Origin of the sequence: Dehalobacter restrictus DSM 9455, from assembly GCF_000512895.1 — a bacterium.
In the GTDB taxonomy this organism is placed as follows: domain Bacteria; phylum Bacillota; class Desulfitobacteriia; order Desulfitobacteriales; family Syntrophobotulaceae; genus Dehalobacter; species Dehalobacter restrictus.
The window spans coordinates 340,001-355,668 of the sequence record NZ_CP007033.1 but is presented as its reverse complement, the minus strand read 5'-3'; the positions used below and the strand labels follow the sequence as shown (position 1 = coordinate 355,668).

The 15,668-nt window shown below is 45.3% G+C and carries 7 protein-coding genes and 5 rRNA genes (1 of these 12 cut by a window edge); 1 reads left to right on the top strand and 11 read right to left on the bottom strand.

The window, feature by feature from the left end; all coding sequences use genetic code 11:
- Nucleotides 1–55: 55 nt before the first annotated feature.
- From DEHRE_RS01710 to DEHRE_RS01700, 3 genes are all read right to left on the bottom strand, one after another.
- The gene (locus tag DEHRE_RS01710) at nt 56–3,469 is read right to left on the bottom strand and encodes a hypothetical protein (RefSeq protein ID WP_242837006.1); all 3,414 of its coding nucleotides are present in this window, start codon (nt 3,467–3,469) and stop codon (nt 56–58) included.
- A gap of 268 nt (nt 3,470–3,737) precedes the next feature.
- Nucleotides 3,738–4,202 carry a spore coat protein gene (locus DEHRE_RS01705; RefSeq protein WP_025205092.1) on the bottom strand — a complete coding sequence of 155 codons (465 nt, stop codon included), beginning with the start codon at nt 4,200–4,202 and terminating at the stop codon, nt 3,738–3,740.
- Between the two features lie 122 nt (nt 4,203–4,324).
- Entirely contained in the window at nt 4,325–4,741 is a 417-nt protein-coding gene (locus DEHRE_RS01700; protein WP_025205089.1) for a spore coat protein, read from the bottom strand.
- Nucleotides 4,742–4,905: 164 nt separating this feature from the next.
- On the opposite strand from DEHRE_RS01700, the gene DEHRE_RS01695 reads away from it, so the two are divergent.
- On the top strand, nt 4,906–5,586 hold the full coding sequence (locus DEHRE_RS01695; RefSeq protein WP_015043991.1) for a manganese catalase family protein: 681 nt from the start codon (nt 4,906–4,908) through the stop codon (nt 5,584–5,586).
- Between the two features lie 93 nt (nt 5,587–5,679).
- Here DEHRE_RS01695 and DEHRE_RS01690 read toward each other — a convergent pair whose 3' ends face one another.
- The 8 genes from DEHRE_RS01690 to DEHRE_RS01655 all read right to left on the bottom strand — a co-directional run.
- Entirely contained in the window at nt 5,680–6,117 is a 438-nt protein-coding gene (locus DEHRE_RS01690) for a YkvA family protein (protein ID WP_019225158.1), read from the bottom strand.
- Between the two features lie 24 nt (nt 6,118–6,141).
- Entirely contained in the window at nt 6,142–6,780 is a 639-nt protein-coding gene (locus tag DEHRE_RS01685) for a DedA family protein (protein ID WP_019225157.1), read from the bottom strand.
- A 205-nt stretch (nt 6,781–6,985) separates the two neighbouring features.
- A complete protein-coding gene (locus DEHRE_RS01680) occupies nt 6,986–7,735 on the bottom strand; it encodes a Rid family hydrolase (protein ID WP_025205086.1) in 750 nt (249 codons plus the stop codon).
- A 111-nt stretch (nt 7,736–7,846) separates the two neighbouring features.
- Nucleotides 7,847–7,951, bottom strand: a 5S ribosomal RNA gene (gene rrf / locus DEHRE_RS01675).
- Nucleotides 7,952–8,105: 154 nt separating this feature from the next.
- Nucleotides 8,106–11,504, bottom strand: a 23S ribosomal RNA gene (locus tag DEHRE_RS01670).
- Between the two features lie 427 nt (nt 11,505–11,931).
- Nucleotides 11,932–13,498, bottom strand: a 16S ribosomal RNA gene (locus DEHRE_RS01665).
- A gap of 795 nt (nt 13,499–14,293) precedes the next feature.
- A 5S ribosomal RNA gene (gene rrf / locus DEHRE_RS01660) occupies nt 14,294–14,398 on the bottom strand.
- 154 nt (nt 14,399–14,552) lie between these two features.
- Nucleotides 14,553–15,668, bottom strand: a 23S ribosomal RNA gene (locus tag DEHRE_RS01655) (it continues 2,284 nt past the right edge of the window).
- Together the 16S, 23S and 5S rRNA genes form the textbook arrangement of a ribosomal RNA operon.

Below are 15,668 nucleotides of genomic sequence, written 5' to 3'. Positions count from 1 at the left end.
CCCTCAATCGCTGCGACCTCGGATTTGATCTCTTGCAGACTGAAAGTGGAACCTACTAACGCCGTATAGATGCCTTCAGCAGTGTTCCTATACTGAACACTTCTGTCTTAATCTCAGCCAACCCAAATGTCGGACTGAACACTGCTCCCTCTATCGCTGCCACTTCGGATTTGATCTCAGCTAAGCTGAAGGTTGAGCTGATCAAGGTCGTGTAGATTCCTTCGACCAGAGTGCCAATACTGAATACTTCGGTTTTAATCTCAACCAACCCAAATGTCGGGCTGAAGACCGCTCCTTCAATCGCCGCTACTTCAGATTTGATCTCACCTAGGCTGAAGGTTGAGCTTACCAAGGTCGTGTAGATTCCTTCGACCAATGTGCCGATGCTAAAGACTTCCGTCTTGATCTCGGCTAACCCGAATGTCGGGCTAAACACTGCTCCCTCGATTGCTGCTACTTCAGATTTGATCTCACCTAAGCTGAAGGTTGAGCTTACTAAGGTCGTGTAGATTCCTTCGACCAGGGTGCCGATACTGAATACTTCTGTCTTGATCTCTGCCAGCCCAAATGTCGGGCTAAACACTGCTCCCTCGATTGCGGCTACTTCGGACTTGATTTCCTGCAGGCTGAATGTCGAGCCTACCAAAGTCGTGTAGATTCCTTCGACCAGGGTACCAACACTAAAGACTTCGGTTTTAATCTCGGCCAACCCAAACGTCGGACTGAACACTGCTCCCTCAATCGCTGCGACCTCGGATTTGATCTCTTGCAGACTGAAAGTGGAACCTACTAACGCCGTATAGATGCCTTCGACTAACGTGCCAATGCTAAAGACTTCCGTCTTGATCTCGGCTAACCCGAATGTCGGGCTGAACACCGCTCCTTCGATCGCTGCTACTTCAGACTTGATCTCACCTAGGCTGAAGGTTGAGCTGACCAAGGTCGTGTAGATGCCTTCGACCAGGGTGCCGATACTGAATACTTCTGTCTTGATCTCTGCTAGCCCAAATGTCGGGCTAAACACTGCTCCCTCGATCGCTGCGACCTCGGATTTGATCTCTTGCAGACTGAAAGTGGAACCTACTAACGCCGTATAGATGCCTTCGACTAACGTGCCGATGCTAAAGACTTCGGTCTTGATCTCCGCCAACCCGAATGTTGGACTAAACACTGCTCCTTCGATTGCTGCTACTTCGGACTTGATCTCACCTAAGCTAAATGTCGAGCTAACTAAAGTGGTGTAGATGCCTTCGACCAATGTGCCGATACTGAACACTTCGGTCTTAATCTCAGCCAACCCAAATGTCGGGCTGAAGACCGCTCCTTCAATCGCCGCTACTTCAGACTTGATCTCACCTAGGCTGAAGGTTGAGCTTACCAAGGTCGTGTAGATTCCTTCGACCAGGGTGCCGATGCTGAATACTTCCGTTTTAATCTCGGCTAACCCGAATGTTGGACTAAACACTGCTCCTTCGATCGCGGCGACCTCGGATTTAATCTCTGCTAACCCAAAGGTTGCTCCGATGATGCTCGTGTAGATGCTCTCCAGCAGTGTGCCTATACTGAACACTTCGGTCTTAATCTCAGCCAACCCAAATGTCGGGCTGAAGACCGCTCCTTCAATCGCCGCTACTTCAGACTTGATCTCACCTAAGCTAAAGGTTGAGCTTACCAAGGTCGTGTAGATGCCTTCGACTAACGTGCCAATGCTAAAGACTTCGGTCTTGATCTCCGACAACCCGAATGTTGGACTAAACACTGCTCCCTCGATTGCTGCTACTTCGGATTTGATTTCTGCTAACCCAAAGGTTGCTCCGATGATGCTCGTGTAGATGCTCTCCAGCAGTGTGCCTATACTGAACACTTCGGTCTTAATCTCAGCCAATCCGAATGTCGGGCTGAAGACCGCTCCTTCAATCGCCGCTACTTCAGACTTGATCTCACCTAAGCTAAAGGTTGAGCTTACCAAGGTCGTGTAGATTCCTTCGACCAGGGTGCCGATGCTGAATACTTCCGTTTTAATCTCGGCTAACCCGAATGTTGGACTAAACACTGCTCCTTCGATCGCGGCGACCTCGGATTTAATCTCTGCTAACCCAAAGGTTGCTCCGATGATGCTCGTGTAGATGCTCTCCAGCAGTGTGCCTATACTGAACACTTCGGTCTTAATCTCAGCCAATCCGAATGTCGGGCTGAAGACCGCTCCTTCAATCGCCGCTACTTCAGACTTGATCTCACCTAAGCTAAAGGTTGAGCTTACCAAGGTCGTGTAGATTCCTTCGACCAGGGTGCCGATGCTGAATACTTCCGTTTTAATCTCGGCTAACCCGAATGTTGGACTAAACACTGCTCCTTCGATCGCGGCGACCTCGGATTTAATCTCTGCTAACCCAAAGGTTGCTCCGATGATGCTCGTGTAGATACTCTCAATCAGAGTACCAATACTAAACACTTCGGTCTTAATCTCAGCCAATCCGAATGTTGGGCTGAACACTGCTCCCTCGATTGCTGCGACCTCGGATTTGATCTCTGCTAACCCAAAGGTTGCACCGATTATGCTCGTATAGATGCTCTCCAGCAGTGTGCCTATACTGAACACTTCTGTCTTAATTTCAGCAAGTCCGAATGTTGGACTATCTAACTTTTCCTCAATATTCTGGACTTCAAACTCGATAAGCTGAACCTCGGATTTGATCTCCTGCAGGCCAAAAAACGGATGGTAAACAGCGTCTTCTATAGATTTTACTTCTGTTTTAATTTCTGCTAGTCCAAAAGTCGGGCTTTCAAGCAATTTCAATATTTTCTTGCAGTCAGAATGCTTATGACAGTGTTCCTTTTTTTTACAATGGAATTTAAATGCCTTATTGCAGAGAAATAGTACGCCTGCTGCAGTAACACATATTTTTCTATTATTAACAATCACAATCTTTTTTCTGCCCGGCAAATTCTTGGGACATGTTTCATTATCTGGCTTTCTTTCATGAACAATTTTTAACGTCTCACCACATAAGAAAAGTCCCCCCAGTACCTCAATACATATTAATAACTTGTCACATATTTGTTTAATCGTTGTTAAAGAATCCTCTTTCCGTAATACCGCTTCAACTCCAGGGCTTTCTTTGATATTGTCTATCTGGGATCTTATTGATACAAAACCGTTTTCAATAACATTAATTACCGATTCCAGTATACTGGGTTTAACACCGGTTTTATTAGAAATAAATTTTAAGGTGTCCAGTATAGATTTATAGCTATTAAATGCTCTCGCGCTGGAAGCCTTAATTTCTGAAAAATAAAGTCCTTTTTCAGAACCATCCGGACCTTGTATATCCCCAACATTTTTTATACTGCTTACTGACGATTGAATATCTCTTAATTCATCTTTTATGATTTGTAAGCAGTCAACAAAATTTTTGCGAGATATTTTTCCACTTGCTTTTTGTTCATTTTCGGGGTTATCAACCACCATTTTTCCTCCTTTTATTATTAGAAATTCTTTTTTGTGTTAAATTTAACCAATATTTCAGTACATGCTTATAAATATGCTTTTTAGGACATGAGGTGTGCAGATAAGTCTTAGGCTTTAAAAAATTACAGAAAAAACAACCGAAAATTATTTTTCGGTATAGCTTTTACTTACAAGCAATCACAATGAACAATCAGACCCCGGCGCGAATAAAATATCGCTCCGGGGTCTGGAAATTTAAAAAGCTGAGGTTTTGAGATATTCGTGTATCTTAATGGACCTGATACATCCCTTTGCTTTGCATATAATTATAAATAGATTCGCCATGCTGCTGCTCTTCCGTCTGGATATGATTTAATACTCTGCGGATGTTGGTATCTCTGAATTCAAAAATGGCCGTATTGTACGTCGAAGCAATATGTTTTTCCGTTGAAAGCATATCCTGACAAAGATCGGCATCCTGCTGATTGACCATTCCGGCCTGTCCCATACCGGACGTCATAAATTGGGGCTGTTGCTGCTGTTGACCCTGTTGGATATTCGGAATTCCGCCGCTTAAAATCTGGTTAAGGCTTGTCAGATGCTCCTGCTCTTTTTGTGCCAGACTCTGAAACAACTGTTGAAGCTGCAGATCCTGGGTCTGACCGGCATAGTTATTGTACTTCTTAATACACAGTTCTTCATGGCTCTTGGAATCTTCCAATAAAGATCTTTCTTTACTTGTAAGCTGCATCATGTAACCCTCCAACATTTTTGATGATCTATGATCTTGCTGAAATTGTCCCTAAAGATACGAAAAGGACAGAGGGAACCGCAAAACTACTACTTTGTAGTGTTAGCGATACCCTCTTTCATTTTTTAGTGAACCGTATACATTCCTTTATTTTGCATATACCTGAAGATTTCTTCCCCCTGCCTTTGCTTTTCACTCTGTATACTATTCAGGTCCTGACGGAGGGAGGTATCCTGGATTTCAAAAATTACTGTATTATAGGCCCCAGAGAGATATTTTTCTGTTGAGAGCATATCATGGCAAAGCATCGAATCTTTTTGACCCGTCATGCCCTGAGGCTGGCCTGATATTCCGGAAGTTTGGCTCAAACTTTGATCAATTTTTTGGACATGCTGCTGTTCATGCTGCGCCATGTTCTGAAAGAGTTGTTTGAGTTGTGGATCTTGAGCTTGATTGGCAAATTCACTGCATTTTTGAGCAAACATTTGCTCGTGGCTTTTCAGGTCTTCTAAAAGCATTTTTTCTTTCTGGCTTAATTGCATTTCATTTCCTCCTATTATCAATCTCCATTATATTTTGCTGAAAATCTATTGTTATTATGCAAAAAGTTAAAATTCAATTGTTCTTCTTTGTATAATCAATCAGAATATTGCAAGACTATAGATGGTAACGAACGATTAAAATCTGAATGAAGGGAGAAATACATTTGTTCAAACATGATAAGCAGCTGCTGAAAGATGTACGCGTCGACGGTCCTAACCCAAATTATGCGTCTTTAATGTTAGATCAGTTAGGCGGACCGCATGGTGAGCTCAAAGCAGCTTTACAGTATCTGTCTCAGAGTTATCGCATCAAAGATGAAAAGATTAAGGATCTTTTCATGGATATTGCTTCAGAAGAATTAAGTCATATGGAAATGGTCGCCCAGACAGTCAATCTATTAAACGGCCACACGCTTGAAGCCATGAATACTTCTGTTGGCACCGTGGAATCACATGTCATCGGCGGACTTGCCCCCATGTTAACCAATGCTTCAGGCTATCCCTGGACCGGAGCATATATCGAGTGTACCGGCGATCTCGCTGCGGATTTGCTGTCAGATATATCGGCTGAAACAAGGGCAAAAGTAGTTTATGAATATCTCTACCGGCAGATTAACGATAAAGGGGTAAGAGAAACGATTGACTTCCTTTTGAATAGGGAAGAAGCACATAATACACTTTTCCGGGAAGCATTCAATATGCTCCAGAATACAGGCTCACTCCAAGACTGGGGAGTTACTCAGGATTCCAAGGTATACTTTGATCTCTCAACACCTGGAAAGTACTTCAATGAACTTAAAGACCCCCAAGCGCCAAGATTCAATACTCCTGATCAACCCCACTAAATATAATAAAAACAACCCGGGATTTAATTCTCGGGTTGTTTGTGTTTCTCATGTCATTAATTCTATCGTTGTCTATCGTTGTCCTATTGTATATTAGAACTCAGGGCTTTTCCATTTTTTATACTTGGTCAATTCCTTGTCTAACTGGTTGAATATTAGCCCAAGAACAGCAGCATCATCGACTAGTCCCAGTGCAGCAATCCAATCAGGAACAAGATCAACAGGGGATACGAAATAGATAAGCCCGGCAATGACAGAAATTATGGCCGTTTTGGAGATCGTTCTGTAATCACCGTTTAACCAGTCTTTTAATAAAGAAAAGAGCAACTGAATTTTATCCCAGATATTCTGGATTACATCGCGGTTTTTATTGTTATCCGCTTTTTTCAGAGCTTCAGTAAGCAAATTTTCCGTCTTTACAGGGTTGTCCACATAGTCTTTAGCCTTGTTCTGCCAGCGCTCCATCTCCTGTGGCTCAACTATGATCTCTGCATCTTCGTATTGTTCAATTTCCTTAATATTATCAGCCATTTTTCTATCCTCCTGAATGCACCTTTACGACGAAAACTTTTGGCGAAGAGCAAAAATGACACTTGGTAAAACAGTGATGAAAATAATCGCAAAAATGATTAATGAAAAGTTCTGTTCGACTGTCGGAATGTTCCCAAAATAATATCCGCCCATCACAAAAAGTGAAATCCAGGCCAAAGCCCCACATATATTGTAGAGCATGAACTTCCACAGCCTCATGTTGCTGATCCCTCCGACAAATGGTGCAAATGTCCGGATAATTGGTAAAAACCGTGAAATAAAAATCGTTTTCCCGCCATGTTTTTCATAAAAACTATGGGTTTGAATGAGATATTTCTTTTTAAAGAGTCTGTTGTCTTTCCAATTGAAGGCTTTCTGTCCAAAAAATCTTCCAATGAAATAATTCTGCGTATTTCCTGCGATTGCCGCAATAAGCAGTAGGATAAAAGCAAATTTAATATCCATCGCCCCTGTTGCTCCCAGAGCCCCGATGACAAAAAGCAAAGAATCCCCCGGCAGAAACGGTGTTACAACAAGTCCGGTTTCACAAAAAATGATTAAAAAGATAATCAGATACGCCCAGACACCGTACGTTTGGACCAACATATCCAGGTATTTGTCAATATGTAAGACAATATCAATCAAACTCGTAATAAATTCCATCAAATTCTCCTTCATTCAAACAAGCATTTTAAATAAACACGTTAGATTTTTGAATCATTTCCTTGCCTTTAATATAGTAATATAACCATGACAAAAGAACAAGAAACGGCTAATATTAAATCTTGATAATCAGATTACCAGCCTGCTCTTAAAATTGTCTTAGAATTCTATCAAAAATAAAAATAGGTAATAAATCCCAATATAATTAGCACAAATAAGCAGAACAAGCAATTTCGATATTATGATTGCCCTTAAACTGCTCAATCTTTATCGCGTCTTGGAGTATTTCACTCTGATTAGAGATATACTGTCCGACGATCTCTTCAACCTCGGGAAGTGCATTCAAATCTTTTAAATAAACCATAAAAGAATAAATCTGATTTAAACTGCTCCCTGCGGACTCCAGAGTATTCTTCAGGTTCTCCAAGCACTGCCTGACAGCCTGCTTGAAGTCACCCTCAATAAGCCTTTGGTCAAGTGAAGAAAAGGGCTGTATAGCAGAACCGTGATAATAATTTTCTATGATAACCCCTTGTGAGAAAGGCCCTTCAGACAGAAAAAGCTTTCCGTTATTGATATATTTTTTTTGGCCCCGATAGGCTGAAAATTCCAGTTCAACATCGGCTGTGCTTTCTAAATCTGCAATTTGAATAAAAACCCGAATAGGGTAATTTCCTTCTTTAAAATATAAAGAAAAGACTTCATCAATCTGGGAACCAAGTCCGATATTTTTAACCATAATGAGTACTGAATAAATATCTTCCAGCTTAAAATCTTTTTTTCTCATAAAAACTCTGGCCATCTCAAGTATTCTTTTCGTTTGAGTTCTGATGTCTTTATCTGCTAAGTTATTAACAAAATAGTCAATGAGCTCCAGGCTGGAAAAAAATAAATAGTTATCGTCTGCACCATTATTCACGGGCTGATTTTCTTTAGTCCGAAGTGTATCCATCATTTACTCTCCATTTACTGCTATTTCTCAATCAATTTACCCTATAGTATACTGAATTATTCATGGAAAGCAAATAAGAAACAGAGCACCAAAATAGATGCTCTGTTCTTAATTACCTGGCAACGTGCTATTTTCCCTTGCAGTATCGTCGCCCCAGGAGGTCTTAACTTCCGTGTTCGGGATGGGAACGGGTGGTACCCCTCCGGTATAGTCACCAGATCTTTTCGAGGTTGGAGGTTCGAAGCTCAAGGTTCGATCTAGTTGGAATCGGCTTACCGATTCCTTCTTTAATCTTCCCCGTGCTTCTAGCTCGTTCTCTCAAAACTGCACAACAAATCAGCTTCATGCATTCAATCATCAATCTAGGAATCTAAAGGTCAAGACCTCGACCTATTAGTACCGGTCCGCTCCACATGTCACCATGCTTCCACTCCCGGCCTATCAACCTGATCATCTTTCAGGGGTCTTACCAGATTAACTCTGTGGGAAATCTCATCTTGAAGCTGGTTTCGCACTTAGATGCTTTCAGCGCTTATCCATTCCGGATATAGCTACCCAGCTATGCCTCTGGCGAGACAACTGGTACACCAGTGATCCGTCCAACCCGGTCCTCTCGTACTAGGGTCAGATCTCCTCAAATTTCCTGCGCCTGCGACGGATAGGGACCGAACTGTCTCACGACGTTCTGAACCCAGCTCACGTACCGCTTTAATGGGCGAACAGCCCAACCCTTGGGACCTACTACAGCCCCAGGATGCGATGAGCCGACATCGAGGTGCCAAACCTCCCCGTCGATGTGAACTCTTGGGGGAGATAAGCCTGTTATCCCCAGGGTAGCTTTTATCCGTTGAGCGATGGCCCTTCCACTCGGAACCACCGGATCACTAAGCCCTACTTTCGTACCAGGTCGACTTGTTTGTCTCTCTGTTAAGCTCCCTTTTGCCTTTACACTCTTCGCGCGATTTCCATCCGCGCTGAGGGAACCTTTGGGCGCCTCCGTTACTCTTTAGGAGGCGACCGCCCCAGTCAAACCGCCCGCCTGACACTGTCCCCAACCCCGATTCAGGGGCCTAGGTTAGAACTTCAGTACAAAAAGAGTGGTATCCCACCGGCGGCTCCACCAATACTGGCGTACTGGCTTCCAAGCCTCCCACCTATCCTGTACATTTTATACCAAAATCCAATGTCAAGCTGCAGTAAAGCTCCATGGGGTCTTTCTGTCCTGTCGCAGGTAACCCGCATCTTCACGGGTATTACAATTTCGCCGAGTCCCTCGTTGAGACAGTGTCCAGATCGTTACGCCTTTCGTGCGGGTCGGAACTTACCCGACAAGGAATTTCGCTACCTTAGGACCGTTATAGTTACGGCCGCCGTTTACTGGGGCTTCAATTCAAGGCTTCGCTTGCGCTAACTTCTCCTCTTAACCTTCCAGCACCGGGCAGGCGTCAGCCCCTATACTTCTCCTTACGGATTTGCAGGGACCTGTGTTTTGTTAAACAGTCGCCTGGACTATTTCTCTGCGGCTCTGTTGCCAGAGCACCCCTTCTCCCGAAGTTACGGGGTCATTTTGCCGAGTTCCTTAACGAGGGTTTTCTCGCGCGCCTTAGGATTCTCTCCTCATCTACCTGTGTCGGTTTGCGGTACGGGCACCACATTTCTCACTAGAGGCTTTTCTTGACAGTATGAACTATCCCGCTTCGCTACTTATTTTCGCTCCCCATCACATCTCACGGTTTAGCGCTGCGGATTTGCCTACAGCACCCACTTGATGTTTGGACGTGCATAACCAACAGCACGCTCAGGTCATCCTCCTGTGTCACCCCATCGCTCAAACGATTTATGGTGGTATTGGAATTTCAACCAATTGTCCATCGCCTACGCCTTTCGGCCTCAGCTTAGGTCCCGACTTACCCTGGGCGGACGAGCCTTCCCCAGGAAACCTTAGATTTTCGGCGGGAAGGATTCTCACCTTCCTTTTCGCATACTCATACCGGCATTCTCTCTTGTCACCACTCCAGTAAACCTTACAGTTATCCTTCTACGCTGTGACAATGCTCCCCTACCCATTCAGAAGTCAGATGACAGATTCCAGAAGCCAGATTATTCCCAATTCTGATGAAGCTTATAGAGTTGCTTGCCTAACTCATCATATCTGTTAAACAATTCTTTATACTCTTCTTCTTGGATATAACCTAGATCTTTCACTATCTCTAACAAGACCTTCGTTTCTTCTTTTGATCCTTGGGCCATTTGTAATTCCAGAATCCAGATACCAGATGCCGGATGTCAGATTCTCGTTCTGACCTCTGGCTTCTGTCATCTGTCATCTGTTATCTTATTTGGCTCCCAATCTCATACTTTTCGAAGTCAGGAAATCTTTGGCTTATTCGATGAATTTCTAGTGCTAGCTTATATGCAATCTGATATACCCTCAGATCACGATAGCTTTCTATCATCTTTTACCTCTTTCCGACTTCTGGTCTCTGTCATCTGACCTCTGTATGCCGCGGCTTCGGTGCTACGCTTGAGCCCCGTTACATTTTCGGCGCAGAACCACTCGACCAGTGAGCTATTACGCACTCTTTAAATGGTGGCTGCTTCTAAGCCAACATCCTGGTTGTCCCTGCGGTTCCACATCCTTTTCCACTTAGCGTAGTCTCTGGGACCTTAGCCGTCGGTCTGGGCTGTTTCCCTCTCGACTATGAAGCTTATCCCCCACAGTCTGACTCCCAACTTCTAAAAATACGGTATTCGTAGTTTGATAGGGTTCAGTAACTTTTAAGCCCCTAGCCCATTCAGTGCTCTACCCCCGTATTTCATCCATTGAGGCTAGCCCTAAAGCTATTTCGGGGAGTACCAGCTATCTCCGTGTTCGATTGGCATTTCACCCCTACCCACAGTTCATCCCCTGCCTTTTCAACGACAGTGAGTTCGAGCCTCCAATGAGTTTTACCTCACCTTCACTCTGACCATGGGTAGATCACACGGTTTCGGGTCTGCAACATGCAACTAGTCGCCCTATTTAGACTCGCTTTCGCTTCGGCTCCGTATCTTAAATACTTAACCTCGCTGCATATCACAACTCGCCGGTTCATTCTACAAAAGGCACGCCATCACGCCTAAACGCTTTGACTGCTTGTAAGCATACGGTTTCAGGTTCTATTTCACTCCCCTCCCGGGGTGCTTTTCACCTTTCCCTCACGGTACTTGTTCACTATCGGTCGCCAAGTAGTATTTAGCCTTGGGGAGTGGTCTCCCCTGCTTCCCACGGGGTTTCTCGTGTCCCGCGGTACTCAGGATACTCTCTAAGCCAGTCTTCTTTTCGCTTACAGGGGTTTTACCTCCTATGCCGGAACTTTCCAGTTCGCTTCAGCTAAAAACACTGTCCCGTTTTGAGAGTCCTACAACCCCAACCCAGAAGTCAGAAATCAGATTCCGGACGCCAGATGCTTGCTTGCATTCTGACCTCTGGCTTCTGGCCTCTGTCTTCTGGATTGGTTTGGGCTAGTCCCGTTTCGCTCGCCGCTACTCTGGGAATCGATTATTCTTTCTTTTCCTCCGGGTACTTAGATGTTTCAGTTCCCCGACTTGCCTTCGCTGTACCTATTTATTCAGTACAGGATATCCAAATATGACTCTGGATGGGTTGCCCCATTCGGACATCCACGGATCTATGCCTGCTTACGACTCCCCGTGGCATTTCGCTGTTAACCGCGTCCTTCTTCGGCTCTTGGCGCCAAGGCATCCACCGTATGCCCTTTATATCTTGACCTTCTGGTTCTTCCTCGACTTGTTATAGATGATTTGAATGTCTCCTATGCGCTTAGTAATTCTTACCTGACGGAGCATAGATGCTCCTAAGTTCAAATTTGCCACGCGCGAAAACGTTAAGTTTTTGCGCTTTAGAATTTGAACGCCATTTCGTTGTCTTTACTTTCGCATTTCGCATTCTGCTTTTCTCGTTGTGCAGTTTTCAAAGAACAAGGATGTTTTTCCATACTTACCAGAATCTCTGATATGTATGGACATTATTTGAGTGTTTCTTTTACACATTACTGTGCTCAGGTCACTCAAAACTAAACAACAAGAAATAAATTGCTAAACTCACCTTACTTGAGAGTCAGTCCAGTTTGCACTGCTTTACTCTAAGTACCGACCTTGGAGTAGATTGAAGTCTAGCTTCAATCGGTTCTCCTTAGAAAGGAGGTGATCCAGCCGCACCTTCCGATACGGCTACCTTGTTACGACTTCACCCCAATCATCTACCCCACCTTCGACGGCTGGCTCCTTACGGTTACCCCACCGGCTTCGGGTGTTGCAAACTTTCGTGGTGTGACGGGCGGTGTGTACAAGGCCCGGGAACGTATTCACCGCAGTGTGCTGACCTGCGATTACTAGCGATTCCGACTTCATGCAGGCGAGTTGCAGCCTGCAATCCGAACTGAGAACGGCTTTCTCGGATTTGCTTCACCTCGCGGCTTCGCTTCCGTCTGTACCGTCCATTGTAGCACGTGTGTAGCCCAAGACATAAGGGGCATGATGATTTGACGTCATCCCCACCTTCCTCCGGTTTGTCACCGGCAGTCTATCTAGAGTTCTCAGCTTTACCTGTTAGCAACTAAATATAGGGGTTGCGCTCGTTGCGGGACTTAACCCAACATCTCACGACACGAGCTGACGACAACCATGCACCACCTGTCTCAACTTTCCCCGAAGGGCACTCCCATATCTCTACGGGATTAGTTGGATGTCAAGCCTTGGTAAGGTTCTTCGCGTTGCGTCGAATTAAACCACATGCTCCACCGCTTGTGCGGGCCCCCGTCAATTCCTTTGAGTTTCAACCTTGACGGCCGTACTCCCCAGGCGGAATGCTTATTGTGTTAACTGCGGCACAGAAGGGGTCGATACCCTCTACACCTAGCATTCATCGTTTACGGCGTGGACTACCAGGGTATCTAATCCTGTTCGCTCCCCACGCTTTCGCGCCTCAGCGTCAGTTACAGTCCAGAAAGTCGCCTTCGCCACTGGTGTTCCTCCACATCTCTACGCATTTCACCGCTACACGTGGAATTCCACTTTCCTCTCCTGTCCTCAAGCCATACAGTTTCCAATGCTTTACGGAGTTAAGCTCCGCACTTTCACATCAGACTTATATTGCCGCCTACGCGCCCTTTACGCCCAATGATTCCGGACAACGCTTGCCCCCTACGTATTACCGCGGCTGCTGGCACGTAGTTAGCCGGGGCTTCCTCGTTAGGTACCGTCAATCACCTGCATTATTTACACAGATGCCGTTCTTCCCTAACAACAGTATTTTACAACCCGAAGGCCTTCTTCATACACGCGGCGTTGCTCCGTCAGACTTTCGTCCATTGCGGAAGATTCCCCACTGCTGCCTCCCGTAGGAGTCTGGGCCGTGTCTCAGTCCCAGTGTGGCCGTTTACCCTCTCAGGCCGGCTACTGATCGTCGCCTTGGTAGGCCGCTACCCCACCAACTAGCTAATCAGACGCGGGTCCATCCCTAAGCGCTAGCATTTTCAGAGGCCAGCTTTCTTCTCCAAGAGATGCCTCTCGGACAATACATCCGGTATTAGCAGCCGTTTCCAGCTGTTGTCCCGGTCTTAAGGGCAGGTTACCCACGCGTTACTCACCCGTTCGCCACTAAGATAGCTAAATCGCAAGCTTCATTAACTATCTCCGTTCGACTTGCATGTGTTAGGCACGCCGCCAGCGTTCGTCCTGAGCCAGGATCAAACTCTCCATAAAAACTATTTACGGAGCTTGATTCAGCTCGTTTGTTTACCAAAAATTCATTGACGAGTCTAGCTTTTAATTCATTCTTGTTGTTCAGTTTTCAATGACCTTTGCGCCACCAGAGACATTTTTGTTCTCTAGTCACAATTGTTGATTTTAGCAGTTTTTTTTAGAAATGTCAACTACCAATTTCTTCATCGTTGCTTTTTTGAATAAAAAAAGCTTAATTTTATTCACATCACGTCATTCGTCGATTGCAGCGTCTGTGATGCAGTTCCATCAACGACAGAGACTTATAATATCAGACTCATTACGCAAAGTCAACTGCTAAATTTTCTAACATGCTAAATCGTTAATACTGTCAAAATTTCAATACTTTGCAGAGACAAAAAATCTACACCTTAAAATAAATACCAATATGTATTTTATACATAATTGCATTATTCTTTTAAGCGACAGAAAAAATTGTAATATCAGATCCACATTAGAACGTCAACTTACAATTTTTTACTGATTATACTCTGTTTAAGCAAAAATTGTTTTGTAACAAGGATGGTCTTATATTCCCTCTTAATCTTCGGTGACTATAAATAAATCATCTACCGTCGTACGAAAAACCTTGGCAATATCAAATGCTAATTTTAGAGATGGATTGTACTTCCCACATGGCACTAAGCCATCCATAGCCGTCGCAACAGCTATCTTTCCTTATAGCATCGTCGCCCCAGGAGGATACTCAAACTTCCTAATTGAACACCCTTTGTATATAAGAAACAGAGCACCAAAATAGATGCTCTGTTCTTAATTACCTGGCAACGTGCTATTTTCCCTTGCAGTATCGTCGCCCCAGGAGGTCTTAACTTCCGTGTTCGGGATGGGAACGGGTGGTACCCCTCCGGTATAGTCACCAGATCTTTTCGAGGTTGGAGGTTCGAAGCTCAAGGTTCGATCTAGTTGGAATCGGCTTACCGATTCCTTCTTTAATCTTTCCCGTGCTTCTAGCTCGTTCTCTCAAAACTGCACAACAAATCAGCTTCATGCATTCAATCATCAATCTAGGAATCTAAAGGTCAAGACCTCGACCTATTAGTACCGGTCCGCTCCACATGTCACCATGCTTCCACTCCCGGTCTATCAACCTGATCATCTTTCAGGGGTCTTACCAGATTAACTCTGTGGGAAATCTCATCTTGAAGCTGGTTTCGCACTTAGATGCTTTCAGCGCTTATCCATTCCGGATATAGCTACCCAGCTATGCCTCTGGCGAGACAACTGGTACACCAGTGATCCGTCCAACCCGGTCCTCTCGTACTAGGGTCAGATCTCCTCAAATTTCCTGCGCCTGCGACGGATAGGGACCGAACTGTCTCACGACGTTCTGAACCCAGCTCACGTACCGCTTTAATGGGCGAACAGCCCAACCCTTGGGACCTACTACAGCCCCAGGATGCGATGAGCCGACATCGAGGTGCCAAACCTCCCCGTCGATGTGAACTCTTGGGGGAGATAAGCCTGTTATCCCCAGGGTAGCTTTTATCCGTTGAGCGATGGCCCTTCCACTCGGAACCACCGGATCACTAAGCCCTACTTTCGTACCAGGTCGACTTGTTTGTCTCTCTGTTAAGCTCCCTTTTGCCTTTACACTCTTCGCGCGATTTCCATCCGCGCTGAGGGAACCTTTGGGCGCCTCCGTTACTCTTTAGGAGGCGACCGCCCCAGTCAAACCGCCCGCCTGACACTGTCCCCAACCCCGATTCAGGGGCCTAGGTTAGAACTTCAGTACAAAAAGAGTGGTATCCCACCGGCGGCTCCACCAATACTGGCGTACTGGCTTCCAAGCCTCCCACCTATCCTGTACATTTTATACCAAAATCCAATGTCAAGCTGCAGTAAAGCTCCATGGGGTCTTTCTGTCCTGTCGCAGGTAACCCGCATCTTCACGGGTATTACAATTTCGCCGAGTCCCTCGTTGAGACAGTGTCCAGATCGTTACGCCTTTCGTGCGGGTCGGAACTTACCCGACAAGGAATTTCGCTACCTTAGGACCGTTATAGTTACGGCCGCCGTTTACTGGGGCTTCAATTCAAGGCTTCGCTTGCGCTAACTTCTCCTCTTAACCTTCCAGCACCGGGCAGGCGTCAGCCCCTATACTTCTCCTTACGGATTTGCAGGGACCTGTGTT

Excerpts from the sequence above, each read along its gene's own strand:
- DEHRE_RS01710 (WP_242837006.1), bottom strand. The coding sequence starts at position 3,469 with ATGGTGGTTGATAACCCCGAAAATGAACAAAAAGCAAGTGGAAAAATA.
- DEHRE_RS01705 (WP_025205092.1), bottom strand. The coding sequence starts at position 4,202 with ATGATGCAGCTTACAAGTAAAGAAAGATCTTTATTGGAAGATTCCAAG.
- DEHRE_RS01685 (WP_019225157.1), bottom strand. The coding sequence starts at position 6,780 with ATGGAATTTATTACGAGTTTGATTGATATTGTCTTACATATTGACAAA.
- DEHRE_RS01690 (WP_019225158.1), bottom strand. The coding sequence starts at position 6,117 with ATGGCTGATAATATTAAGGAAATTGAACAATACGAAGATGCAGAGATC.
- DEHRE_RS01700 (WP_025205089.1), bottom strand. The coding sequence starts at position 4,741 with ATGCAATTAAGCCAGAAAGAAAAAATGCTTTTAGAAGACCTGAAAAGC.
- DEHRE_RS01680 (WP_025205086.1), bottom strand. The coding sequence starts at position 7,735 with ATGATGGATACACTTCGGACTAAAGAAAATCAGCCCGTGAATAATGGT.